Source organism: Dactylosporangium maewongense, from assembly GCF_039531485.1.
Classification (GTDB): Bacteria; Actinomycetota; Actinomycetes; order Mycobacteriales; family Micromonosporaceae; genus Dactylosporangium; species Dactylosporangium maewongense.
This window is the reverse complement of sequence record NZ_BAAAQD010000020.1, coordinates 78,045-99,842: the sequence shown is the minus strand read 5'-3', so window position 1 is coordinate 99,842 and position 21,798 is coordinate 78,045. Positions and strand designations below refer to the sequence as shown.

At 75.6% G+C, this 21,798-nt stretch carries 11 protein-coding genes; 3 read left to right on the top strand and 8 right to left on the bottom strand.

Annotated elements, in window-relative coordinates:
* Nucleotides 1–10 precede the first annotated feature (10 nt).
* From ABD332_RS40135 to ABD332_RS40105, 7 genes are read right to left on the bottom strand one after another with little or no spacing between them, the layout of a single operon-like run.
* A complete protein-coding gene (locus ABD332_RS40135; protein ID WP_344508750.1) occupies nucleotides 11–5,596 on the bottom strand; it encodes a non-ribosomal peptide synthetase/MFS transporter in 5,586 nt (1,861 codons plus the stop codon).
* The gene (locus tag ABD332_RS40130; protein ID WP_344508748.1) at nucleotides 5,593–11,691 is read right to left on the bottom strand and encodes an amino acid adenylation domain-containing protein; all 6,099 of its coding nucleotides are present in this window, start codon (nucleotides 11,689–11,691) and stop codon (nucleotides 5,593–5,595) included. Before ABD332_RS40130 ends, ABD332_RS40135 begins: the two co-directional genes overlap by 4 nt.
* A complete protein-coding gene (locus ABD332_RS40125) occupies nucleotides 11,688–12,782 on the bottom strand; it encodes a 2-oxo acid dehydrogenase subunit E2 (RefSeq protein ID WP_344508746.1) in 1,095 nt (364 codons plus the stop codon). Before ABD332_RS40125 ends, ABD332_RS40130 begins: the two co-directional genes overlap by 4 nt.
* A complete protein-coding gene (locus ABD332_RS40120) occupies nucleotides 12,775–13,743 on the bottom strand; it encodes an alpha-ketoacid dehydrogenase subunit beta (protein ID WP_344508744.1) in 969 nt (322 codons plus the stop codon). Before ABD332_RS40120 ends, ABD332_RS40125 begins: the two co-directional genes overlap by 8 nt.
* A complete protein-coding gene (locus ABD332_RS40115; RefSeq protein WP_344508743.1) occupies nucleotides 13,740–14,774 on the bottom strand; it encodes a thiamine pyrophosphate-dependent dehydrogenase E1 component subunit alpha in 1,035 nt (344 codons plus the stop codon). Before ABD332_RS40115 ends, ABD332_RS40120 begins: the two co-directional genes overlap by 4 nt.
* Complete coding sequence (locus ABD332_RS40110; protein ID WP_344508741.1) at nucleotides 14,755–16,224, bottom strand: condensation domain-containing protein; 1,470 nt, start codon at nucleotides 16,222–16,224, stop codon at nucleotides 14,755–14,757. Before ABD332_RS40110 ends, ABD332_RS40115 begins: the two co-directional genes overlap by 20 nt.
* Nucleotides 16,221–17,681, bottom strand: a complete 1,461-nt coding sequence (locus ABD332_RS40105; RefSeq protein WP_344508739.1) for a class I adenylate-forming enzyme family protein — start codon at nucleotides 17,679–17,681, stop codon at nucleotides 16,221–16,223. Before ABD332_RS40105 ends, ABD332_RS40110 begins: the two co-directional genes overlap by 4 nt.
* 77 nt (nucleotides 17,682–17,758) lie before the next feature.
* On the opposite strand from ABD332_RS40105, the gene ABD332_RS40100 reads away from it, so the two are divergent.
* On the top strand, nucleotides 17,759–19,093 hold the full coding sequence (locus ABD332_RS40100; RefSeq protein WP_344508737.1) for a hypothetical protein: 1,335 nt from the start codon (nucleotides 17,759–17,761) through the stop codon (nucleotides 19,091–19,093).
* Nucleotides 19,094–19,136: 43 nt separating this feature from the next.
* Here ABD332_RS40100 and ABD332_RS40095 read toward each other — a convergent pair whose 3' ends face one another.
* Nucleotides 19,137–20,318: an RCC1 domain-containing protein gene (locus ABD332_RS40095; RefSeq protein WP_344508734.1), complete on the bottom strand. Its 1,182-nt coding sequence runs from the start codon at nucleotides 20,316–20,318 to the stop codon at nucleotides 19,137–19,139.
* A gap of 290 nt (nucleotides 20,319–20,608) precedes the next feature.
* Here ABD332_RS40095 and ABD332_RS40090 point away from each other — a divergent pair, with 290 nt between their 5' ends.
* Together ABD332_RS40090 and ABD332_RS40085 are read left to right on the top strand one after the other, a co-directional pair.
* Nucleotides 20,609–20,986 carry an SH3 domain-containing protein gene (locus tag ABD332_RS40090; RefSeq protein ID WP_344508732.1) on the top strand — a complete coding sequence of 126 codons (378 nt, stop codon included), beginning with the start codon at nucleotides 20,609–20,611 and terminating at the stop codon, nucleotides 20,984–20,986.
* 94 nt (nucleotides 20,987–21,080) lie between these two features.
* On the top strand, nucleotides 21,081–21,752 hold the full coding sequence (locus ABD332_RS40085; RefSeq protein WP_344508730.1) for a response regulator: 672 nt from the start codon (nucleotides 21,081–21,083) through the stop codon (nucleotides 21,750–21,752).
* Nucleotides 21,753–21,798: the final 46 nt, after the last annotated feature.

Here is a 21,798-nt window from a genome sequence, read left to right as displayed (position 1 = left end):
AGGGTTCCCTTCACGATGGGCGGTGGGTGGCGGCCCGCGCCGCCGCGTCCAGGGCGTGCTGGATGTCGGTGGCCGGCGTGTCCAGCACGGTCAGGCCGACCAGGTCGTCGGCGAGGGCGTCGGGCACCTCGTCGTCGAAGCGGCGCAGCACCCGCAGCCCGACCGCGGCGACGGCGGCGACGGCGATCGCGAACACGGCGAACATGAGGCCGAGCCCGCGCTGCGGGCCGGTGCCGAACACGGGGCCGAGGCTGCCCGCGAGGGGGCCGCCGTCGCGCAGCAACGGGCGGAACAGCTCGGCGCCGAAGGGCGCGACGACCCCGAACCCGATCGGCATCGTCGACCACGCGATCAGCGTGTTCAGGGAGAACACCCGCCCGTGCAGCCGCTGCGGGACCTTGACCTGGATGATCGTGGTGTACACGCCGTTGAGCAGCGTCAGGGCCAGCGCGAGGCCGAGCGCGCCGGCGCCGATCAGGACCAGGTTCTCGCGCAGGCCGGTGACGAGCGCGCACACGGCCAGGCCGAGCGTCGCGACGAGGACGCCGAACATCCGCCGGTGCTGCGGGCCGCCCCAGGCGGCCATCACCAGGCCGCCCAGGAACACGCCGAGCGCGGAGACGAACGACACCTGGCCGACCTGACGCAGCGTGCCGAACGACAGGACCAGCGGCGAGAGCATCAGGAAGATCGCGGACAGCGGCACGTTCAGGACGGCGAACCAGAGCAGCATGCGGCGGAAGTTCCGGTTGCCCCAGACGTACCGGAAGCCGCCGGCGATCTCCGCGCGCAGCGTCTCGTGGCGCCGCCACGGCATGGTGGCGGGGAACCGCACCGCCAGGACGACGACGATCGCGACGAGGTAGGTCGCCACGTCGAGCGTGAGGATGCCGCGCAGCCCGATCGTGGCGAGCAGCCCGGCGCCCAGCAGCGGGGCGAGCAGCTGGGCGAGGCCGGCCCCGAGCTGGCCGATGCCGGCGGCGTGGCCGAGCAGCCGCTTCGGCACCAGCTGAGGTATCGCGGAGGTGTAGGCGATGCGCTGGAACGACAGCGCGATCGACAGCGCCACCGTGGCCGGATAGAGGGCGGCCACGCTGAGCTGCCCGGCCCAGAGCAGCGCGGCCAGCACGGCCTGGACCCCGCCGGCGGCCAGGTCGCCGGCGAGCACGATGCGGCGCCGGTCGTGCCGGTCGACGAGCGCGCCGGCGATCGGCAACGTGATCAGACCCGGGACGAGGCCGAGCACCGCGAACAACGCGAACTGCGCGACCGAACCGGTGGTCAGGTAGATCCAGACCGGGATCGCGAACTCGGTGAGCGCCGACCCGAACATCGACGCCAGCTGGCCGGCGGAGACGGCCGCGAACCGGCCGAGGCTCGGCTGCGGGCCGGTGGCGACCTCACGGCCGTGCGACACACCGTGCCGGTACCAGGTGCGATCCGGCCCGTCGGCCGGCGCCGACGGTCCGAACATGGGCGTGTCGATGATCTCGGCGATCTCGGCGGCCCGGTACTTCAGGAAGAAGTGCCCGGCCTCCCGCAGCACCACGACGGCACTGTCGTCGGACAGGAAGTGCCACTCGCGGAACCGTTCCTCGTAGAACTCGGTGGCCGGGTCGCGGGTGCCGACGACGGTGACGAACGAGGCCCGCAGCCGCTCGGCGCCGGTCGCGTACATCCCGGTGTAGTACCGCTCGGCGTCGACGGAGTCGCGGCGCAGGTTGCGCACGATGTGGCGGGCCTCCGCCGGGTCGAGGCCGCCGAGGTCGGCGCCGATCGAGGTCAGCCAGTTGTGGTAGATCCGGTCGCCGCGCAGCGACTCCATCCGCGCGACCTTCGACAGCGTCCGGGCCAGGCGGCCGCGCGGTTCGGCGAACGGGAACATCGCGCCGATGTACACGGTGCGCAGGTCCCGGCCGGCCGCCTCCAGCCGCCGCGCGAGGGCGACGGCGAGGGCCGACCCGACGCCGCAGTGGCCGTACAGGCTGATCGGCCCTTCGATCGTCGCGAGGATCTCGTCGACGCAGCGGTCGATGAGCGCGTCGAAGTCGAGCCGGTCCTCGATGACGCCGACGTCGTGGCCGGGGATGGCGACCGAGTACACCGCGTACCGCTCGGGCAGCGCGTCCGCGAGGGGCTGGTACACCACGGCGCTGCCGCCGCCGAACGGCACGCAGACCAGGGAGATGTCGGCCTTCGGCCGGTTCGGCGTGAGGCGCCGGATCACCGCCCGCGGGCCGTCGCCGGGCCGGTCGATGAGGGCGGCGAGCTCCCGCACGGTCGGGTTCTGGAACAGGTCGATGACACCGACCGCGGCGCCGGTCCTGCGGAGCCGGGCCACCACCTGCGTCGCCAGCAGCGAGTGGCCGCCGAGGTCGAAGAAGTCGTCGTCGGCGCCGACCGCGGGCACGTTGAGCACGGCCGACCAGACGTCGGCGACGACCTGCTCGGTCGGGGTGGCCGGCGCGGTCCCGCCGCCCGCGGCACGGACCGGGGCCGGCAGGGCGCGCCGGTCGAGCTTGCCGTTCGCCGACAGCGGCAGCGCGTCGAGCTCGACGAACGCGGCCGGGACCATGGCGTCGGGCAGCAGGCGCTTCAGCGCGGCGCGGTCCGGTGCGGCGCCGACGACGTACGCGACGAGCCGCTGGTCGCCAGGGTGGTCCTCGCGGACGACGACGGCGGCGTCCCGGACGCCCGGCTGCTCGCGCAGCACCGCCTCGATCTCGCCGAGCTCGATGCGCTGGCCGCGCAGCTTGACCTGCCCGTCGATGCGGCCGAGGAACTCCAGCGTGCCGTCGGGCCGCCAGCGGGCCAGGTCGCCGGTGCGGTACAGCCGGGTGCCGGGCGCCCCGAAGGGGTCGGGCACGAAGCGTTCGGCGGTCAGCCGGGGCCGCCGCAGGTAGCCCTCCGCGACCTGGACGCCGCCGATGTGCAGCTCGCCGGGCACCCCGACGGGCTGCGGACGGAGCCGGTCGTCGAGGACGTGCAGGGTGGTGTTGGCGACCGGGGCGCCGATCGGCACGCGGTGGGCGTCGCCGAGCGCTTCGGCGGTGACGGCCCAGGCGCTGACGTCGATGGCGGCCTCGGTCGGGCCGTACAGGTTGTGCAGCTCGGCGGCGGGCAGCGCGGCCAGGCAGCGGCGGGCGAGGTCGGCCGGCAGCTCCTCGCCGGAGCAGACGACGGCGCGCAGGCCGGCGCCGCCGGGCGTCGTCTCCTCCGCCAGGAAGGCGGCGAGCATCGACGGCACGAAGTGGAGGACGGTGACGCCTTCGCGGTCGATGAGTGTCCGCAGGTACGCCGCGTCCCGGTGGCCGCCCGGCTGGGCGAGGACCAGGCGCGCGCCGATGATGAGCGGCCAGAAGAACTCCCAGACGGACACGTCGAACCCGGCGGGGGTCTTCTGCAGTACGACGTCGTCGGCGGTCAGGCGGAAGCGTTCCTGCATCCAGGTGAGCCGGTTGACCACGCCGCGGTGGCCGTTGGGCACGCCCTTGGGCCGTCCGGTCGAGCCGGAGGTGTAGATGACGTAGGCGGTGTCGGTGGCGGTCGGTGGCGCCGAAATATTGAAATTTCGGATATGTCGGGGAGCGGAGCGAGCCGACATATCCGCAGCGGCGGCCAGGGGATCCGCCGTGGCGGGCTGGGTATCGGTGCGGGCCGACGTGTCCGCGGTGGCAGGTTGGGGATTGGTGTGAGCTGACGTGTCCGCGGCGGCCTGGCGATCGGTGCGGGCCAGCAAGTCTGCGGTGGCACGCTGGAAATCCGTGCGAGTCGACATGTCCGCGGCGGCGGGTTGGGGAGCCGCCGGATCGAGATGGTCGAGGCGGATCACCGGGCAGGTGGCGAACGCGGCGGCGAGGCCGGCCGGCGGGTCGAGGACGAGCACGGCCCGCAGGTCCGCGTCGGCCGCCATGAAGGCCAGCCGCTCGACCGGGTAGTCGGGGTCCAGCGGCACGTACGCGGCGCCGGTGCGCAGCACGCCGAGCAGCGCGCCGGGCAGCTGGAGCGAGCGCGGCGCGCACACGCCGATCCGCGTGCCCGGTCCGGCGCCCACCGGCCGCAGCGCCGCGGCCACCCGGTCGCAGTAGGCGTGCAGCTCGGCGTAGCTCCACGTGGTGCCGTCGAACGTCACGGCCGGCGCGGCCGGGGTGGCGGCGACCTGCGCGGCGAACAGGCCGGGCAGGGTGGCGCCGGCGTCGAACGGGGCGGCGGTCGCGTTCCAGGCGGCCTGCGCCGCGCGTTCGTCGTCGTCGCGCAGGTCGAGCGCGGCCACCGGCGTCAGCGGGTCGGCGACGGCGCCGCGCAGGAGGGCGGTCAGGTGGCTGACGAGCCGCCGCACGGTCGCCGCGTCGAAGAGCGCCGTGTTGTGGATGAACTGGCCCCACAGCCCACCGTCGGCGGTGTCGCTGATGTACAGCTCGAGGTCGTAGCGGGTCGCCCATGACCTGATCTCGTACCCGTCGAGGCCGTCGCCGCCGCCTGTGCCGTAGTTCTGCACCGCGAGCAGCGCCTGGAACAGCGGCGACCGGGACACGTCGCGGGGCAGGTTGAGGTCGGCGACGACGCGTTCGAAGGGCGTGTCGGCGTCGGCGAACCCGGTGAGCGCGGTCTCCCGCACCCGCAGCAGCAGCTCGGTGAACGTCGGGTCGCCGCTCAGGTCGACGGGCATGACCAGCGTGTTGACGAAGCAGCCGATGAGGTTCTCCAGCTCCGGGACGCCGCGGCCGGCGACGGGGGAGCCGATCGTGAGCCGGGTCTGGTGCGCGTGCCGGCCGAGCAGGCAGGCGTAGGCGGCCAGCATCGTCATGTACAGCGAGGCGCCGTGGCTGTCGGCGAGGGCCCGGACGCCGGCCGCGAGACCGGCGTCGAGCTCGAACTCGACGCTGCCGCCGGCGTAGGTCAGCTCGGCCGGGCGCGGCCGGTCCGTCGGCAGCGCGAGGGGCTCGACGCCGTCCAGCCGCTCCGCCCAGCGGGCGACGTCGGGCGCCGGCTTGTCGCGCTGCCAGGCCGCGTAGTCGCCGTACTGGACGGGCAGGGCGGGCAGGTCGCCCCCTTCGTACGCGGTCATCAGCTCGGCCAGCAACAGCGGCACGGACCAGCCGTCGATCGCGATGTGGTGCACGGCCATGGCCAGGATCGCGTCGTCCGGGGACAACCGGATCAGCGCGGCCCGCAGCGGCTGCTCGGCGGCGAGGTCGAACCCACGGGCGTGCACCGCCTCGACCGCGGCCCGGGCGGCGGCGTCGTCGGCGACGTCGACGACGGCCAGGTCGACGGCCGGGTCCTCGTCGACGACGAGCGTCGGGATCCCGTCGTCCCGGGCCGGGAACCGGGTCCGCAGCGCCTCGTGGCGGGCGACGACGCGGCGCAGCGCCCCGGCCAGCCGGTCGGCGTCGACCGGGCGCCGGATCCGCCGGGCCACCGGCACGAGGTAGGCGCGGTTGCCGGGCGCGTACTGCTCCATGAACCAGAGCCGTTCCTGCGCGAACGACAGCGGAGGCACCGTGCCGGCCGGCCGGGTGGGGACGGTGCGGGTCGCCGTGCGCCGGCGCAGTCGTTGGGCCAGCAGCGCCTGGCGGGCTTCGTCGACGGTCATCGGGTCTCCGCTTCCAGCAGGCCGGCCACCTCGTCGTCGCTGAGCTCGGCCAGATCGTCGAGCAGCCGCTGCTCGACCGCGGTGGCCAGGTCGGCCAGCCGGCGGTGCGTGAAGAGCAGGCGGATGGGCAGGTCGAGGTCGGTCATGGCGCGCAGCCGGGCGGCCACGCGGACGGCGAGCAGCGAGTGGCCGCCGAGGGTGAAGAAGTCGTCGTCCACGCCCACGCGGTCGAGGCCGAGGACCTCGGTCCAGACGTCGGCGATCAGGTGCTCGGCGTCGGTGCGCGGCGGCGTGAACGGTCCGTCGCTGCCGTCAGCACTCTCAGCACCCTCAAGGGGCGGTGGCAGGGCTCTCCGGTCGACCTTCCCGGTAGGGGTACGGGGGAGCGCGTCGACCGCGACCCAGCGGTCCGGCACCAGGTGGCCGGGGAGCCGGGCCGCGAGCCGGGCGCGCAGCGCGCCGGTCGGTGCGGTGCCGGCGACGTACGCGACCAGGGCGCCGCCGTGCGCGACGACCACCGCCCCGGTCACCCCCGGGCACTCCAGGAGGTGGTGCTCCACCTCGGCCGGTTCGATCCGGAACCCGCGGACCTTCAGCTGGTCGTCGAGCCGGCCGGCGAAGTCGAGGCGGCCGTCGGCCCGCAGCCGCACGCGGTCGCCGGTCCGGTAACAGCGCGCGCCGAGCCCTGATGGAGGCCACGTGACGAACCGGTCCCGGGTGAGGTCGTCCCGGCCGAGGTAGCCGCGGGCCAGACCGGCGCCGCCGAGCAGCAGCTCGCCGTACGCGCCGGGCGGCACCGGGCGCAGGCCGGCGTCGACGACCGCGACGCGCACCCCGGGCAGCGGCACGCCGATCGGCGGCGGGCCGGTCGTGTCGTCCGGGCCGAGGTCGGTCGAGGTCGCGATGATCGTGGCCTCGGTGGGGCCGTACGTGTTCACCAGCCGCACGGTGTCGCCGAACCGGGCGCGCCAGCGGGCCACGGCCGCCGCGTGCACCGCCTCGCCGCCGAGGATCACCAGCCGCAGCCGCGGCGGCCAGGCGATCGCGTCGATCTGGGCGACCAGGTCGTGCCAGTACGCGGTGGGCAGGTCGAGCACGGTGACGCCGGCGCCGTCCGGGCCGGCGAGCACGTCGGGCAGGCTGAGCGGGCCGTCCGGGAGCAGCCGCACCGTGGCCCCGGCGCCGAGCGCGGGCCAGAGCTCCTCCGCGTGCGCGTCGAACGCGAGCGGCGCGAACTGCACGACCGTGTCGCCCGGGCCGAGCCGGTAGTCGCGGCGCATCCAGCCGACCCGGGCGGCGAGCGCCTCGTGGTCGACGACCACGGCCTTCGGGGTGCCGGTGGACCCGGAGGTGTACAGCACGTACGCGGCGCCGTCCGGGGCCGCGTGGTCGACCGCCGGCACCGTCCCGGCAGGCGGCGCGACGACCCGCAGACCGTCGGGCCAGGGCGCGTCCCCGACGGCCAGCCCGGCCCCGCTGCCGGCGACGAGCTCCGCGATCCGCCCGGCCGGCTGCTCCGGGTCGATCGGCAGGTACGCGCCGCCGGCCCGCCAGACCGCCAGCAGCGCGACGATCGTGCCGATGTCCCGGTGCGCGGCGACGGCGACGACCGGCGGACCCGCGACGACCGATGCGCGCAACGCCAAGGCCAGCGCGGCGGCCCGGCGGTTGAGCTCGGCGTACGTCAGCGACTCGGCGCCGCAGCGGATCGCGACCGTGTCCGGCGCCGCGAGCCGGGGCAGCCCGGGAGCCAGCGGCTGCGGCGGGGAGGGCGGCGGGGCGGCGAGCGAGCCGACGAGCGCCTCGTCGGCGGCGGTCAGCAGCGGCAGCGCGCCGACCGCGGCGCCCGGGTCGGCGGCGATGCCGGCGCACAGCACCTCGAACCGGCGGGCCCAGCGCTCGACGGTCGCCGCATCGAGCAGGTCGGTGTCGTAGCCGAAGACGAGCGTCAGGCCGTCGGCGGCCCGCCACGCCTCCAGCATCAGGTCGAACTTGGCCTGCCGGTAGCCGGAGTCGAAGAACGACGCGTGCAGGTCGGCGAACCGGTCGACCGGGGTGCCCTCGTCCTGGGTGTGCAGGATGCACATGGTCTGGAACAGCGGCGCCGCCCCGGCGGCGAGGTGCTCGAACGGCGCCTCGGCGTGGGTGAGCGCGTCCAGCACGCACTCGCGGGCCCGGCCGAGCAGGCCGGTGAACGGCTCGGCCGGGTCGACCTGGTTGCGCAGCACGACGGTCCTGGCGAAGTATCCGACGGCCCGCTCGGTCTCGACCCGGTCCCGGGCCGCCAGGGTCGAGCCGACCAGGACGTCGGACTGGCCGGTGTGCCGGGCGAGCAGCGCCTGGTAGGCCGCGAGCAGCACGGCGAAGAGGCTGGTGCGGGACTGGCCGGCCAGGCCCTCGAGGCGGGCGGTGACGCCGCCCGGCAGGTGGGCGCCGAGGAACGCGCCGCGGTGGGTGGGCTCGGCCGGGCGGGGCCGGTCCGTCGGCAGGTCGAGCGCGGTCGGCTCGGCGAGGCGGTCCCGCCAGTACGCGAGGTCGGCCTCCTGGTCGCCGTCGTTCGCCGGTACAGGCGGCAGCGGCGCCAACGGCTGGCCGGCGTAGAGCGCGGCGAGGTCCTCCCGCAGGACGTTGAGCGACCAGCCGTCCCCGGCGATGTGGTGCACGACCAGGCAGAGGACGTGATCGTCGGGGGCGAGCCGGAGCAGCGCGGCCCGCACCGGCGCGCCGTCCCGGAGGTCGAACGGCGCGTTCGTCCGGTCCGCGACGGCGGCCCGGGCCGCCGCCTCCGGATCGGCCGCGGACTCCAGCGGGAGCTCCTCGAACGGCACGGTCGCGGGCCCGACCTCGACGGCCGGCTCGCCCCCGACCTCCGGGTAGGCGCACCGCAGCGCGACGTGCCGGGCGGCGAGGGCGTCCAGGGCCCGCCGCAGCGCGTGGCGGTCCAGCCGGCCGCGCAGGCGCAGCACCAGGAACATGTTGTACGACGCGTCGCGCGGGTCCAGCCGCTGCAGGAACCAGAGGCGGCGCTGGGCGTCGGACAGCGCCGGCGGGCGGTCCGTCGCGCCGGCACCGGCGTCGCCGGCGGCGGCCGGGATCCGCCGGGCGAGGGCCTCGACCGCGGGATGGTCGAACAGGTCGCGGACGGTCAGGCCGGGCAGCCGCGCCGCGACCTTGACGGCCAGCAGCGAGTGGCCGCCGAGCGCGAAGAAGTCGTCGTGCGCACCCACCGCGACGCCGAACACCTCGGCGAACACCGCGGCGACGCGCGTCTCGGCCGCGGTGCGCGGCGGCACGTACGCGGCGGCGGCGGACGGTCGCGGGTCGGGCAGGGCGGCCCGGTCCACCTTGCCGTTCGGGGTGAGCGGCAGCGCGTCGAGGACCGTGACCGTGGCCGGCACGGCGTAGGCCGGCAGGGTGGCGCGGGCCGCGTCGCGGATCGCGTCCGGGTCGACACCGGCGCCGGGGCGGGCCGTGACGTACGCGGCGAGCGCGTCGTCGCGGACCGCGGCGACCGCGGCGGCGACGCCCGGGCAGCCGGCGAGTACGGTCTCGACCTCGCCCAGCTCGACCCGGTGGCCGCGGACCTTGACCTGGGTGTCGAGCCGGCCGAGGAACTCGAGGGTGCCGTCCACCAGCCGGCGGGCGCGGTCGCCGGTGCGGTATATCCGTGCTCCCGCCGGGCCCCACGGGTCGGGCACGAACCGGTCGGCGGTCAGCCGGGGCCGGCGCAGGTAGCCGAGCGCGACACCGGCACCGGCGATGACGAGCTCGCCGGGCACGCCGGCGGGGACGGGCCGCATCCGGTCGTCGACGACGTACACCCGGGTGCCCGGGATCGGGCCGCCGATCGTGACGGCCGCCGGGTCGCCGGGCACCGGCCAGTACGTCGACCAGATCGTCGTCTCGGTCGGGCCGTACACGTTGGTCAGCCGGCCGACCTTGCCGCGCAGCTCGGCGGCGAGCGGCACGGGCAGCGCCTCCCCGCCGACCAGCGCGGCCGGCACGTCGTGGTCGAAGCCGGCCGCGAGCAGCATCCGCCAGCCGGACGGGGTGGCCTGCACGTCGGTGACGCCGGTCGCGGCGATGAGCGCCCGCAGCGCCGCGCCGTCGCCGGTCTGCGCGTCGCCGGCGACGACGACCCGGCCGCCGCGGCTGAGCGGCAGGAACAGCTCGAGCCCGGAGATGTCGAACGACAGCGAGGTGAGCGCCAGCCAGGTGCGGTCCGCCTGCGGCCCGGTGACGGCGGCCATCGCGGCGACGAACGCGGCGAGCGCGCCGTGCGGCACGACGACGCCCTTGGGCCGTCCGGTGGACCCCGACGTGTACAGCACATAGGCCGGGTCGTCCGGGCCGATGGCGGCGACGGCGGTGACAGCGGCGGGCTCGTCCCGCGGTTCGTCGTCGGCGGCGTCGATCAGCAGCGCCGCCGCGCCGAACCGGTCCGCGAACGCCGGCTCGGTGAGCACCGTGCCGACGCCCGCGTCGGCGATGACGAACGCGAGCCGGTCGGCCGGGTACGCCGGGTCGAGCGGCAGGTACGCGGCGCCGGCCCGCCAGACGGCGAGGAGCGCGACCACCATCGCCGGGCGCCGGGACAGCCCGACCCCGATCAGCGGCCCGCGCCCGCGCAGGCGGGCGGCCAGCCGGTCGACCTCGGCGTCGAGCTCGCGGTAGGTGAGGTCGCCGCCGTCGCCGGTGACCGCGACGGCGTCCGGCGTGGCCCGGGCCCGCTCCCGGAACAGCTCGGCGACCAGCGGGGTGGCCTCCCCGGGGCCCGTGCCGTTCCAGCGGGTCAGCGCCTCGCGCCGCTCGTCGTCGTCGAGCAGCCGCAGGTCACCGGCCGGGACGTCGGGCCGCCGGGCCGCGTCGTCGAGCAGGACGAGCAGCCGGCGGATCCACCGCTGCGCGGTGCCGGGGTCGAACAGGTCACGGTCGACCGTGAGCACGCCGACGGCGGCCTCGGGGCCCTGGATGACGTCGAGGGACACGTCGGTGCGGGCGACGTCGAACGGGTGGTCCAGCAGCTCGACGTCGAGTCCGCCGAGGCGCGGCCGGTCCTGCTCCTGCCGCAGGTACATGAGCATGGCCTGGAACAGCGGGGTGCGGCTGCGGTCGCGGGGCGCGCCGACCGCCGACACCACGCGTTCGAACGGGGCGGCGTGGCTCAGCGCGCCGAGCACGGTCCGGCGGGCCGTCCGCAGCAGCGCGCGGAACGTCGGGTCGCCCGACAGGTCCGTCCGCAGGACCAGGGTCTCGGAGTAGCAGCCGACGCGGTCGTCGAGGTCCGGGTCGTCGCGGCCGAGGACCGGCGTGCCGAGGCAGACGTCGTCCTGGCCGCTCATCCGGCCGAGCAGCAGCGAGAACGCCGCGACCAGCGCGGTGAACACGGTGGTGCGCTCGGACCGGGCCACGGACTCCAGGCGGCGCAGCAGGTCGACGGGGATGTCGAAGACGACGGAGCTGCCGCGGCCGCGGCGCACCGGGGGCCGGGGCCGGTCGGTCGCCAGGTCCAGCACCGGGGCGCCGGCCAGCCGTCCGGTCCAGTACCCGAGGTCCGTCGCGGCGCCCGGGGCGGCATCGTCCGGGACCAGCGGCAGCTCCGGCAGGTCCGGCAGTGCCACGGGGGCGCTGGTGGCGCCGGTGGCGTACGCCTGGTACAGCGCGTCGAGGTCGCGGCGCAGCACCTGCAGCGACCAGCCGTCGGCCGCGACGTGGTGGGCGGCGAGCGCGAGCACGTGCTCGTCCGGCCCGACGCCGATCAGCAGGCAGCGGGCCATCGGGCCGGCGGCGAGGTCGAACGGCCGCGTCACGAACGCGGCGACCAGGTCGCGGGCCTCGTCCAGGCCGGTCGCGGCGGCGGTCTCCAACGGGACGCCGCCGGCGGCCGGCACCAGCACGGGCGCGCCGTCGAGCTGCGCGACCCGGGACCGCAGGGTGTCGTGCCGGTCGGTCACCGCGTCCAGCGCGCGCTCCAGGGCCGCCCGGTCCAGGCGGCCGCGCACGTGCAGGACCAGCGGCAGGTGGTACGACGCGTCGGCCGGATCCAGCTGGTGCAGGAACCACAGCCGCTCCTGGCCGGGCAGCAGTGGTCTCATCGCGGCTCCTCGTGCAGCGTGCGGGCCAGCGCGGCCAGGAACCGTGCCGCCTCGCGGCCGTTGACGACGCGGTGGTCGTAGGCGAGACCGACCTGGCTCACGGTGCGGGCCGCCGGCCGGCCGTCGTCGCCGAGGTACAGCTCGGGCCGCGGGGCGGTGACCGCGACCGCGCAGGTCTGGCCCGGGTACACGATCGGGATCGCCAGGCTCACATCGGCGTCCTGGTGGAGGGTCAGCGTGATCGTCGCACCGTCCAGTTCGGACGGACGGAACGCGCCGCCGGCCGCCGTGACCCGGAACCTGGCGAGGGCCCGGGCGATCTCGGCGACCGTCGCGGTGCCGGCGTCGCGGACCACCGGCACGTACAGGCCTTCGCCGAGGTCGACGGTGACGCCGACGTGCGCGGCGAAGGCCGGGTGCAGGGTGTGGCCGTCGTCGTCGAGCCTCGCGAAGCACATCGGGTGCTCGGCGTGCGCCGCCCCGATCGCGGCGACGAACAGCTCGGCGAGGCCGACGGGCCGCCGCACCGCGCGGGTCAGCCGGGGCATCCGCTCCAGGGCGGCGCCGACGTCGATCGTCATCGCGGTGTACGCGGCGGGGACGGTGGCGTGCGACCGGGCCACCGTCCGGGCGACCGCACGCTGGTTGCGGGACAGGCTTCCGGTCGCACTTCCGGTCGCAACGGGCGGCGGCGCTTCGGCCAGGGCGTCGATGTCCGCGCGGCGGACGATGGGGCGGCCGAGCGCGGCGACCTGCTCGGCGCCGACGCCGAGCTCGGCCATGCGGGCGCGGGCCGGCGCGGTGATCGTCGGGCCGTCGTCGCCGGCCGACGACGGGACCGGCGCCGCGCCGGCGGCGGTGGGGTCGTCGAGGACGGCGATCACCTGACCGGGGGCGATCTCGGCGCCGGTCGCCGCACGGTGGCGCAGGACGCCGCCCGTCGCGGCGGTCAGCTCCTCGACCGCCTTCGACGTCTCCACCTCGGCGACCGGCGCGCCGGCCGGCACCGCCTCGCCGTCCGGGGCGAGCCAGGCGAGCAGCACGTAGCTGTCGTCGTTGGTGTTGAGCTTCGGCACCGCGATCTCAGGCACGGACGGTCCTCACCAGCGCGTCGTGGATGGTGCCGGCGCTCACGAGCACGTGACGCTCCAGGTGTGGTGCGGCGGGGATGACGGCGTCGGCGCCGTGGACGAGCGTCACGGGCGCGGCGAGGTCCGCAAAGTGGCGCGCGTGGACGTGATGCGCGACCTCGGCGCCCCAGGTGCCGCCGGCGGTGCCGTCCTCGGCCACCACGACGTGCGGGACGGGCGGCAGGTCGAGGCGCACCGGGTACAGCCGCGAAGGGACGACCAGCAGTCCGGCGATCTCCTGCTCGATCAGCAGCGTCCGCAGCGCCGCCAGGGCGCGCTCGGCCATGCCGCCCGGCGCGATCAGGACCAGCTCCGGGCGTTCGCCGGTCCCGACGTACGCCACGCCGTCGCGCACCTCGACCGTGAACGGGGCGGCCACGGTGGGCAGCATCCGGCGGGTGTAGAGGATCTTGTCCTCGACGAACACGCACGGCTGCCCGAGTGCCAGCATCTCGGCGAACACCTCGGCCGCGTCGCGGAACGGCGACATCTCGAACACGGCGAGGCCGGGCACGCCGATCAGGTGCTTCGTCAGGCTCTGGCTGTGCGTCGGCCCGTAGCCGCGGCCGCCGCCGCTGGGGCAGCGCACGACCATGCGCATCGGCAGCCGTTCGCCGTACATGGTGACGGACTTGGCGGCGAAGTTGACCAGCTGGTCGAAGCCGAGGGTGAGGAAGTCGGCGAACATGTACTCGACGATCGCGGTGTCGCCGGCCAGGGCCAGGCCGGCCGCGATGCCGGTGATGGCCGACTCGCTGATCGGGGTGGACAGCACCCGGTCCGGGAACCGGGTGGAGAGCCCGCGCGCGACCTTGAACGCGCCGCCGTACGGGTCGAGGAGGTCCTCACCGATGAGGTACGCCCGTTCGTCGCCCGCCAGGACCGTGTGCAGCGCGGCGTTGATGTTCTCGGCGACCCTCATGAGACGGCCCACCCGGCGGCGGGGTGGGCGGAAGCCCCGGCGACGCGGTCCTCCCGCGGCCGGCCGGTCCACTCGGCGGGTGGGCGGGCCGACACCTCGGCGACGACGCGGGCGACGCGGTCCCGCTGGGCGCGGTCCAGGTCCGGCGCGGCGGCGGCCACCGCCGGGTACCAGTCGGCCAGCGCCGCGACCTGGTCGGCGGGGCGGGTGTCGTCGCCCTTGCTGTGCGGGCCGAGCCGCGGGGTGCGGAACTCGACGATGAGCGGCGCGCCGTCGCGTACACCGGCGACGAACGGGGCGAGCTCCGCCCTGATGCGGGCCGGGTCGGTCGCGGTGACCAGTGTGTGGGCCAGTCCGAACGCGGCGGCGCGCCCGGCGACGGTGCCGGCCATGGCGTGCCCGGTGGGCGTCGACTGGGCGATCCCGTTGTGCTCCACCACGACCAGCAGCGGCAGCCGCCACAGCGCGGCGATGTTGAGCGCCTCGTACACCGCGCCCTCGCCCCAGGTGCCGTCGCCGATGTACGCGCAGGCGAGCGCGCCCGGCCGGTGGCGGCGCAGGTGCAGCGCGAGCCCGGCCGCGACCGGCAGGCTCTCACCCTGCACACCGGTGGACAGGTACCCGCGCCGGTGGATGTGCTGGCTGCCGCCGACGCCGTGGCACACGGCGCCGGCCCGGCCCATGATCTCCGCGAGGAGCCCCTCCGGGTCGTCGAACCGCGCGAGGTAGTGGCCGTGCCCGCGGTGGTTGCTCAGCACGTGGTCGTCCGGTCCGAGCAGGCCGCTCACGGCCACGGGCACGTACTCCTGGCCGAGGCAGGTGTGCGTGGTCCCGGACAGCTCGCCGCGCGCGAAGAGGTCCAGCAGCGCCGTCTCGAAGTGCCGGATGAGCAGCATCGCCGCCCGGTCGGGCGCCTCAGCGGGCGCCTCAGCGGGCGCCTCAGCCGGCGCCTCAGCGGGCGCCTCAGCGGGCGCCTCAGCGGGCGCCTCAGCGGGCGCCTCAGCGGGCGCCTCAGGAAGCGCTGACGGCATCCACGACTCCGTTGACCGTCGGGTGGTCGAAGAACGTGTCGATGTCGACGTCGACGCCGAGCGTCTTGCGCATCCGCGCGATGATCTGCGTCGCGGTCAGCGAGTCGCCGCCCAGGTCGAACAGGTCGTCGTCAGGGCCGATGGCGGGGTCGCCGAGCACGTCGCGCCAGATGGCCAGGACCGGCTCCACGAGCTCGCCGCCGCGGGCCGGCGCCGGCGCGGTGGCCGGCGCCCCGGCCGCGGCGGGCGGCACGGAGGTACCCGAGGCGCCCGAGGCAGCAGCGGGGCTCAGGTCGCGCAGCAGGGTCCCCGGATCGGCGGCGACCCGGGTGAGCACCGCGCAGAGGTCGCCGGCGAACCGCGCGGCGACGGGCGCCGCGGCGGCCGAGTGGCGCAGCCGGGCGGTGACCGTCGTGCCGTCGTCGACCGCCTGCAGCTGCAGGTCGCCGCGCACGCTGCCGGCGAACGCCAGCCAGTCGACGGCCGCCGGGCTGCCGTCGAACCGTGGCGCGGCGCCGACCCGGCGGTAGCTGACGGAGACGGGCGCGATCGCGGCGTGCGGCCGCAGCCGGCGCACCGCGCGGGCGAGGGGCACCGACCGGTGCGGGTACATCGCGCGGAGCGTCGCCCGGACCCCGGCGGCGAACTCCGCGAACGGGGAGTCCGCGTCGGGACGCGTGTCGACGGGGAACTCGGTCGCGAACGGGCCGACGGTGTCGAACGCGCCGGGCTCCCGGGTGGACACGTCGACGCCGGTCGTGACGCGTGGGTTGCCGTACGCGCCGAGTAGGGCGTGGACCGCGGCCAGCAGCGTCTCGAACCGGGTCAGCCCGGGCAGGTCGGGCACGGGCGGCTCGAACGCGTGCACCTGACCGGCCCCGTGGTCGCGCCCGGTGAGGACGTGCTCGCCGACGACCGCGGGCAGCGGCTCGGCCCACCGGCCGGACCAGAACTCCTCCGCCGCGTCCCGGTCGCGGGCCAGCCGTGCCGCCTCGGCGGCGAGCTCGTCCTCGGCGGTGCGCGGCAGCGGCGCCGGGATCTCACCGGCGTAGAACGCGGCCAGGTCCCGCAGCAGCACCTCCTTGGACAGCCCGTCGACGACCAGGTGGTGCGCGGTGACGACCAGCGTCCGGCCGAGCAGCGCGAACCGGGCCAGCGGTCCCGCACCGAGGTCGAACGGGCGGGTGGCCTCCTCCTCGACCGACTCGTCCGGCCCCGCCACGCGCAGGACGGGAGCGGTGGTCCGGGTGAGGTGGGTGACGCCGTCGCGCTCGACGACCGCGACGGTCAGCAGCGCGTGCCGCTCGACCACGGCCGCGCAGGCCTTGGCGAGGAGCCCGGCGTCCGGTTCGTGGGCGAACGTGACGACCAGCGGCATGTGGTAGGCGGTGGGGGCGGCACCGGACGCGGCGAGCCGCATGCCGTGCTGGACGGCGGACGCCTGGATCACGTCAGGCTCCTTCGCAGGGATCGTTTGTCGACCTTGCCGCCGCGGTTGCGCGGAAGCTTGTCCACGACGTGGACGAGGGAGGGGATCTCGTGCGGCGCGAGGCGGCCGGCGAGGAACGCCCGCAGCGCCGGCGGGGTCAGCGCCGCGCCGCCGCTGACCACGATCACGGCGGCCAGCTCGACGCCGAGCACCTCGTGGGGCAGCCCGACGACGGCGGCGTCGGCGACCTCCGGGTGCTCGTGGATGGCCGCCTCGACCTGCAGCGTCGACACCCGGTGGGCGCCGGTCTTGACCAGGTCGCCGTCCCGCTCGACGAGGAACAGGAAGCCGTCGTCGTCGACGTAGCCGACGTCGCCCATCCGGACCCAGCCGTCCTGGAAGGTGGCGCCGCTCGTCGTGGTGTCGCCGACGTACGTGCGGGGCGGGGCGGGGGAGCGCATCCAGACGGCGCCGATCTCGCCCGGCGCGCAGGGCCGCCCGTCTTCGTCGGTGACGCGCAGGCCGCCGCCGGCGATCGGCCGGCCCACGCTGTCCGGGCGCTCCGGGTCGTACGTCATGGCGGTCTGCGCCGGGGCGGCCTCGGTCGAGGTGTAGTAGTTGACGATCGTCGCGTTCGGGAACGCGGCCGCGAGGCGGGCGGCGACCGGCCCCGGCAGCGGCGCGGCGGCCGACCCGAGCAGCCGGACGCTGCTCAGGTCGTGGCCGTCGGCCACGGCGAGCAGCTCCATGGCCATCGCGGGGACGACGAACACCGTGCCGGCCGACCAGCGTGTGATGGCGCGCGCGAAGCGCAACGGGGTGAACTGCGGCAGTGTGACCACGGCGGGGTGGGCGAGCAGCGCGGTCATCAGCATGACCTGGGCGGCGTTCGTGCCGATCGAGAACGCGTGCAGCAGGTGGCGCGAGTGGCGGAACGGGCGGTGCCGGGCGCCCGCCCCGTATGTGACGTTGGCGTGGGTGGCGGCGACACCCTTGGGCCGCGCCGTCGTGCCGGACGTGTACAGGATCTGGGCCAGACCGTCCGATGTGGACAGGTCCGCGCCGTCGCCGGTGTCGTCGTCGCCGTCGGCCGTGGCGTGGGTCCACCCGCCGGTCCAGCCGGGCGCGCCGCCGCCGTGCACGAGCCCGGTGGCGGCGCAGTCGGCGAGCGCGTGCGCCACCTCGGCGGGCGCCGCGTCGCCGGAGACCGGCACGGCGACCGCGCCTAATCGCTGCACCGCCACGTAGGCGACCGCGAAGTCGAGCCATTCGGCGGCGCCGAACCGCAGACCGACGCGGTCGCCCGGCGCGACGCGGCGCTGCCGCAGCCGCTCGGCGAGGCCGGTGGCGCGGCGCTGCCAGGAGCCGAAGGTCAGCGCCCCGACGCCGTCGACGACCAGCGCCTCGCGGTCCGGCTCCGATGTGGACCGGTCGGTGAGGAGGCGGGGAACCGTCGGCGGGACGGCGTGCAAAACCACGGCAACAGGGTTGCATGACGCAGTGAAGTCCTGCAATATCCATCGCACTCGACTTTAGAAACTGAACAGGAACGGGAATGAAACCGACTCGACGGGGGCCGCTGACCTGCGCGCAACGTGAGTGGTTCCTGGACGTCGGCATCGACGCGGACTCGCCGTGGTCGTCCGCCTCGAACTTCACCGGCGTGGTCGACGGTGCCGGCGCACCGGTCGGCGTCGCGCTGGCCGCGATCGGCGACCTGCTCGACCGGCACGAAGGGCTGCGGACGCTCCTGCCCGTGACCGGCCCCGGCCTTCGTGAGCAGCACGTTCTCCCGGCGGCGGAGCGGCTGGGCGAGGTGGTGCGGGTCGCGCCGGCCGGCGCCGAGGCGGACGCGGCGATCGCCGCGGCCGCGGCCACGGCGTTCCGCCTCGGCGAGCAGCAGCCCGTGCTCTTCGTGCTGGCGGTCGCCGCCGGCGCCGTGCGACGGATCGGGATCGTCGCCGACCACTCCGCGGTCGACGGGTGGGGCATGCGGGTGCTCCGGAGCGACTTCTTGCAAGCCTTGCGGAGCCGGATGGGCGGACGTGCGGCGTTCGGTGGTCTCCAGGGCCGGCCCGCGCCGGAGCAGCCCCTGGAGACCGCCGAGTGGGAGACGTCCGCTCCGGGCCGGGCCCATGCCGAGCGGGCCGAGGCGCACTGGCGGCGGCAGCTGGGCGCGCTGCGCGACGGGCTGTCCGGCTGGCGCCCGGACGGCGGGACGGCGCCGGCGGACCCGGTGCTGCGGTCCCGGTGGCTCGCCTCGGCGCACGCCGCCCGGGCCGCGCAGGCCGTCGCCACCCGCGCCGGTGTGCCGGTGTCGGCGGTCTACCTGACTGCGTTCGGCTCGGCGATCGGCCTGGTCGAGGGCTCGCCGTGCGCCGGTGTCCAGGCCCTGGCCGCGAACCGGCTGTCGGCGGGGACGCAGGCGTCGGTCCGCAAGGCGGTCATGCCGGTGCCCGTCCTCGTGCCCGGGGGCGGCGACCTGACCGCACGGCTGGCGGCCACGGCCAGCAACCAGCTGCACGGCCACCGGTTCGCCAACCTCGACCCCGCGCGGGCCGCGGCGATCAGCGCGGAGATCCTCGGTGAGCTGGCCGGGACGGGCGTGGCCGCGGCCCGGTTCAACTACATCGACGCGTCCATCGTGGGCAGCGCGGCGAACAGCCGCTCACTCGGCGCCGAGGCCATCCCGTTCACCGACCCGGCGGTGCAGGACCGCGTCACCGAGCAGCCCGACCGGCCCGGCGGGTCGCGGTACATCCTGTCGGTCCAGCACCGCCCGGCCGCCGCGCTGATGACGATCGCCTGCCACGGCGACACGGCGTGGGCGCCGGCGGGCGGCGACATGCTCCGGCACGTCGAGGCCGTGCTGGTGCGCGCCGCCGGGTAGGCCGGCCCGGGCGCTGACGGCCCGGGCCGGCGAAGGGGAACCGTCAGGTGGTCGGGATGGTCACCTGACCCGGGGTGTTGCGCTGGGTGGTGGTGCCGTCGCCCAGCTGGGAGTTGCCGTTGTTGCCCCAGCACCACAGGCTGCCGTCGGTCCGGACGCCGCAGGTGTGGTAGTTGACGACGAAGCCGGTCGTCCAGGTGGTGGCGGTGCCGACCCGGGTGGGGGTGGAGCGGTTGGTCGTGGTGCCGTCGCCCAGGCCGCCGGCCATGTTGTTGCCCCAGCACCAGAAGCTGCCGTCGGTGCGGGAGGCGCAGACGGTGTTGTCGCCCGCGTTGGCCTTGTTCCAGGTGGTGGTGGTGCCGACCTGCACCGGGGAGGTCTGCAGCGGGCCGGCGGCGCCGAGCTGGCCGTAGCCGTTGTTGCCCCAGCACCACAGGGTGCCGTCGGTGCGGGTGCCGCAGCTGTGCGCGTATCCGGCGGTGACGCCGTTCCAGGTGGTGGCGGTGCCGACCTGCGCCGGGGTGGTGGAGTAGCTCAGCGTGCCCACCCCGAGCTGCCCGCTCGAGCTGTCGCCCCAGCACCACAGGGTGCCGTCGGTGCGGGACCCGCAGGTGTGCGCGTATCCGGCCGTGACGCTCGCCCACGTGGACGCCGTGCCGATCCGGACCGGCGAGGTCAGGTAGTAGTCGGCGGTGCCGGTGCCCAGCTGGCCGAGGCGGTTGAAGCCCCAGCACCACAGCGAGCCGTCGGTGCGGACGCCGCAGGTGTGCGCGTCGCCGGTGCTGACGCTCGCCCAGGTGGTGGCGGTGCCGACCTGGACGGGGGCGTTCCGGTTCGTGGTCGTGCCGTCGCCGAGCTGGCCGCGGACGTTCCTGCCCCAGCACCACAGCGTGTGGTCGGCCTTCACCCCGCACGTCTGGCTGCTGCCGGCGTCGATGGCCGCCCAGGTGGTGCCGGTGCCGATCCGGGTGGGCGTGGTCCTGGTGTCGTTGGTGCCGTCACCGAGCTCGCCGCTCCAGTTGCTGCCCCAGCACCACAGCGACGCGTCCGTGCGGATCGCGCAGGTGTGCGCGTAGCCGGCGGCGACGCTGGAAACGGTCGGGGCGGCGGCCGCGGCGGGACTGGCGAAGGCCGTGATGCCGAGCGCGACGCTCGCGATGGTCGCCGCCACGGCGATCGAGCGCCGCAATCGGGCGCGCAGCCGGCCGTCCTGATATCTGCCCATGTGATGTGCTCCCTCACCGATGTCGATGCACGGACCTTGATCGCGGGGACGCTACGGTCGCGCGGGCCCGGAGGGCAACGCCGCGGGCGCCAGGCCGTCACGGGCCTGGACCTGTCGCCGAAACTTACAGCGATCGATCGGCTACCCGGGTACGGCGACGGGTTGACCCGGGACACCGGGTAACGCGGAGGTCGTGCGCCACGATCAACCCGCTGCTGGATGCGTGGCATCCACGGCGACGAATAGCTTCGGGCCTGGCACATCCGTTGCCCACGACCAGAGGAGCCAGCATGACCCAGCGAGTCCGCAGGATCGCCGCGACCGCCGTGGCGGCCACCGCCGCGATCGCCGGAAGCCTCGTCGTCGCGTCGCCCGCGAGCGCCGACCCGGTCCGGTGCGGGTCGAGCGGCAGCGACCCGCGTGCCTGGTGCGCGAACGTCAAGGACGCCCCGAACGGGCTGACGATCCGGTCCGGCCCCGGCACCGGGTACAGCCCGGTCGGCACCCTCCGCAACGGGCAGAAGGTCGAGGTCGACTGCTGGGGCTACGGATCCAGCGTCAACGGTTACCGCATCTGGGTCCGCCTGTACTCGGCGGCCGGGAGCCGGTGGGTCAGCGACCTGTACCTGACGACCGGTCACGTGCAGGACTACCTGATCCAGTGCTGACCCGCTGACCGGGGGACACCGGCCCGGCGCCCACTCGGGTGCCGGGCCGGTGCCGTGCCCCCATCCAGATGCAGCGATGAACGACAATGTCCGGATGATCCGTGTACTCGTGGTGGACGACCAGGTGCTCATCCGCGCCGGCCTCGCCGCCCTGCTGCGGGCGGCGCCCGAGGTGGACGTGGTCGGCGAGGCGGCGGACGGCATGGAGGCCGTCCGGCTCGCCGGGTCGCTCCGGCCGGACGTGATCCTCATGGACGTGCGGATGCCGGGCGACGTGAGCGGGATCGACGCCACCGAGCGGATCATCGCCGCGGCGCCGGTCGCGCCGCCCCGGGTCATCGTGCTCACCACGTTCGACCTGGACGAGTACGTGTACAACGCGCTGCGGGCCGGCGCGCACGGCTTCCTGCTCAAGGACACGCCCCCCGAGCGCCTCCTGTCCGCGGTCGCCGCGGTGGCGGAGGGCGAGATGCTCTTCGCCCCCAGCGTGACCCGCCGCCTGGTCGAGGCGTACACCGGCGGCGGGCAGCCCGCGACGCACTCGCCGGAGCAGCTCGTCGAGCTCACCACCCGGGAGCGGGAGGTGCTGCGGCTGGTCGGCAGGGGACTGTCGAACCTCGACATCGCCGGGCGGCTGATCATCTCGGAGGCGACCGTCAAGACCCACCTGAACCGGGCGATGAGCAAGCTCGGGCTGGCCAGCCGGGCCCAGGCGGTGGTGCTGGCCTACGAGACAGGGCTGGTGACACCGGGCCTCGCCGGCTGACCTACCACGCTGGTTGCAGGCCGCTACGACGCGAGGTTGACGGCAA

What these genes read in the sequence shown, in the direction of transcription:
- ABD332_RS40115 (WP_344508743.1), bottom strand. Translation starts at nt 14,774, where the DNA reads ATGCCGTCAGCGCTTCCTGAGGCGCCCGCTGAGGCGCCCGCTGAGGCG.
- ABD332_RS40090 (WP_344508732.1), top strand. Translation starts at nt 20,609, where the DNA reads ATGACCCAGCGAGTCCGCAGGATCGCCGCGACCGCCGTGGCGGCCACC.
- ABD332_RS40130 (WP_344508748.1), bottom strand. Translation starts at nt 11,691, where the DNA reads ATGAGACCACTGCTGCCCGGCCAGGAGCGGCTGTGGTTCCTGCACCAG.
- ABD332_RS40095 (WP_344508734.1), bottom strand. Translation starts at nt 20,318, where the DNA reads ATGGGCAGATATCAGGACGGCCGGCTGCGCGCCCGATTGCGGCGCTCG.
- ABD332_RS40100 (WP_344508737.1), top strand. Translation starts at nt 17,759, where the DNA reads ATGAAACCGACTCGACGGGGGCCGCTGACCTGCGCGCAACGTGAGTGG.
- ABD332_RS40135 (WP_344508750.1), bottom strand. Translation starts at nt 5,596, where the DNA reads ATGACCGTCGACGAAGCCCGCCAGGCGCTGCTGGCCCAACGACTGCGC.
- ABD332_RS40085 (WP_344508730.1), top strand. Translation starts at nt 21,081, where the DNA reads ATGATCCGTGTACTCGTGGTGGACGACCAGGTGCTCATCCGCGCCGGC.
- ABD332_RS40120 (WP_344508744.1), bottom strand. Translation starts at nt 13,743, where the DNA reads ATGAGGGTCGCCGAGAACATCAACGCCGCGCTGCACACGGTCCTGGCG.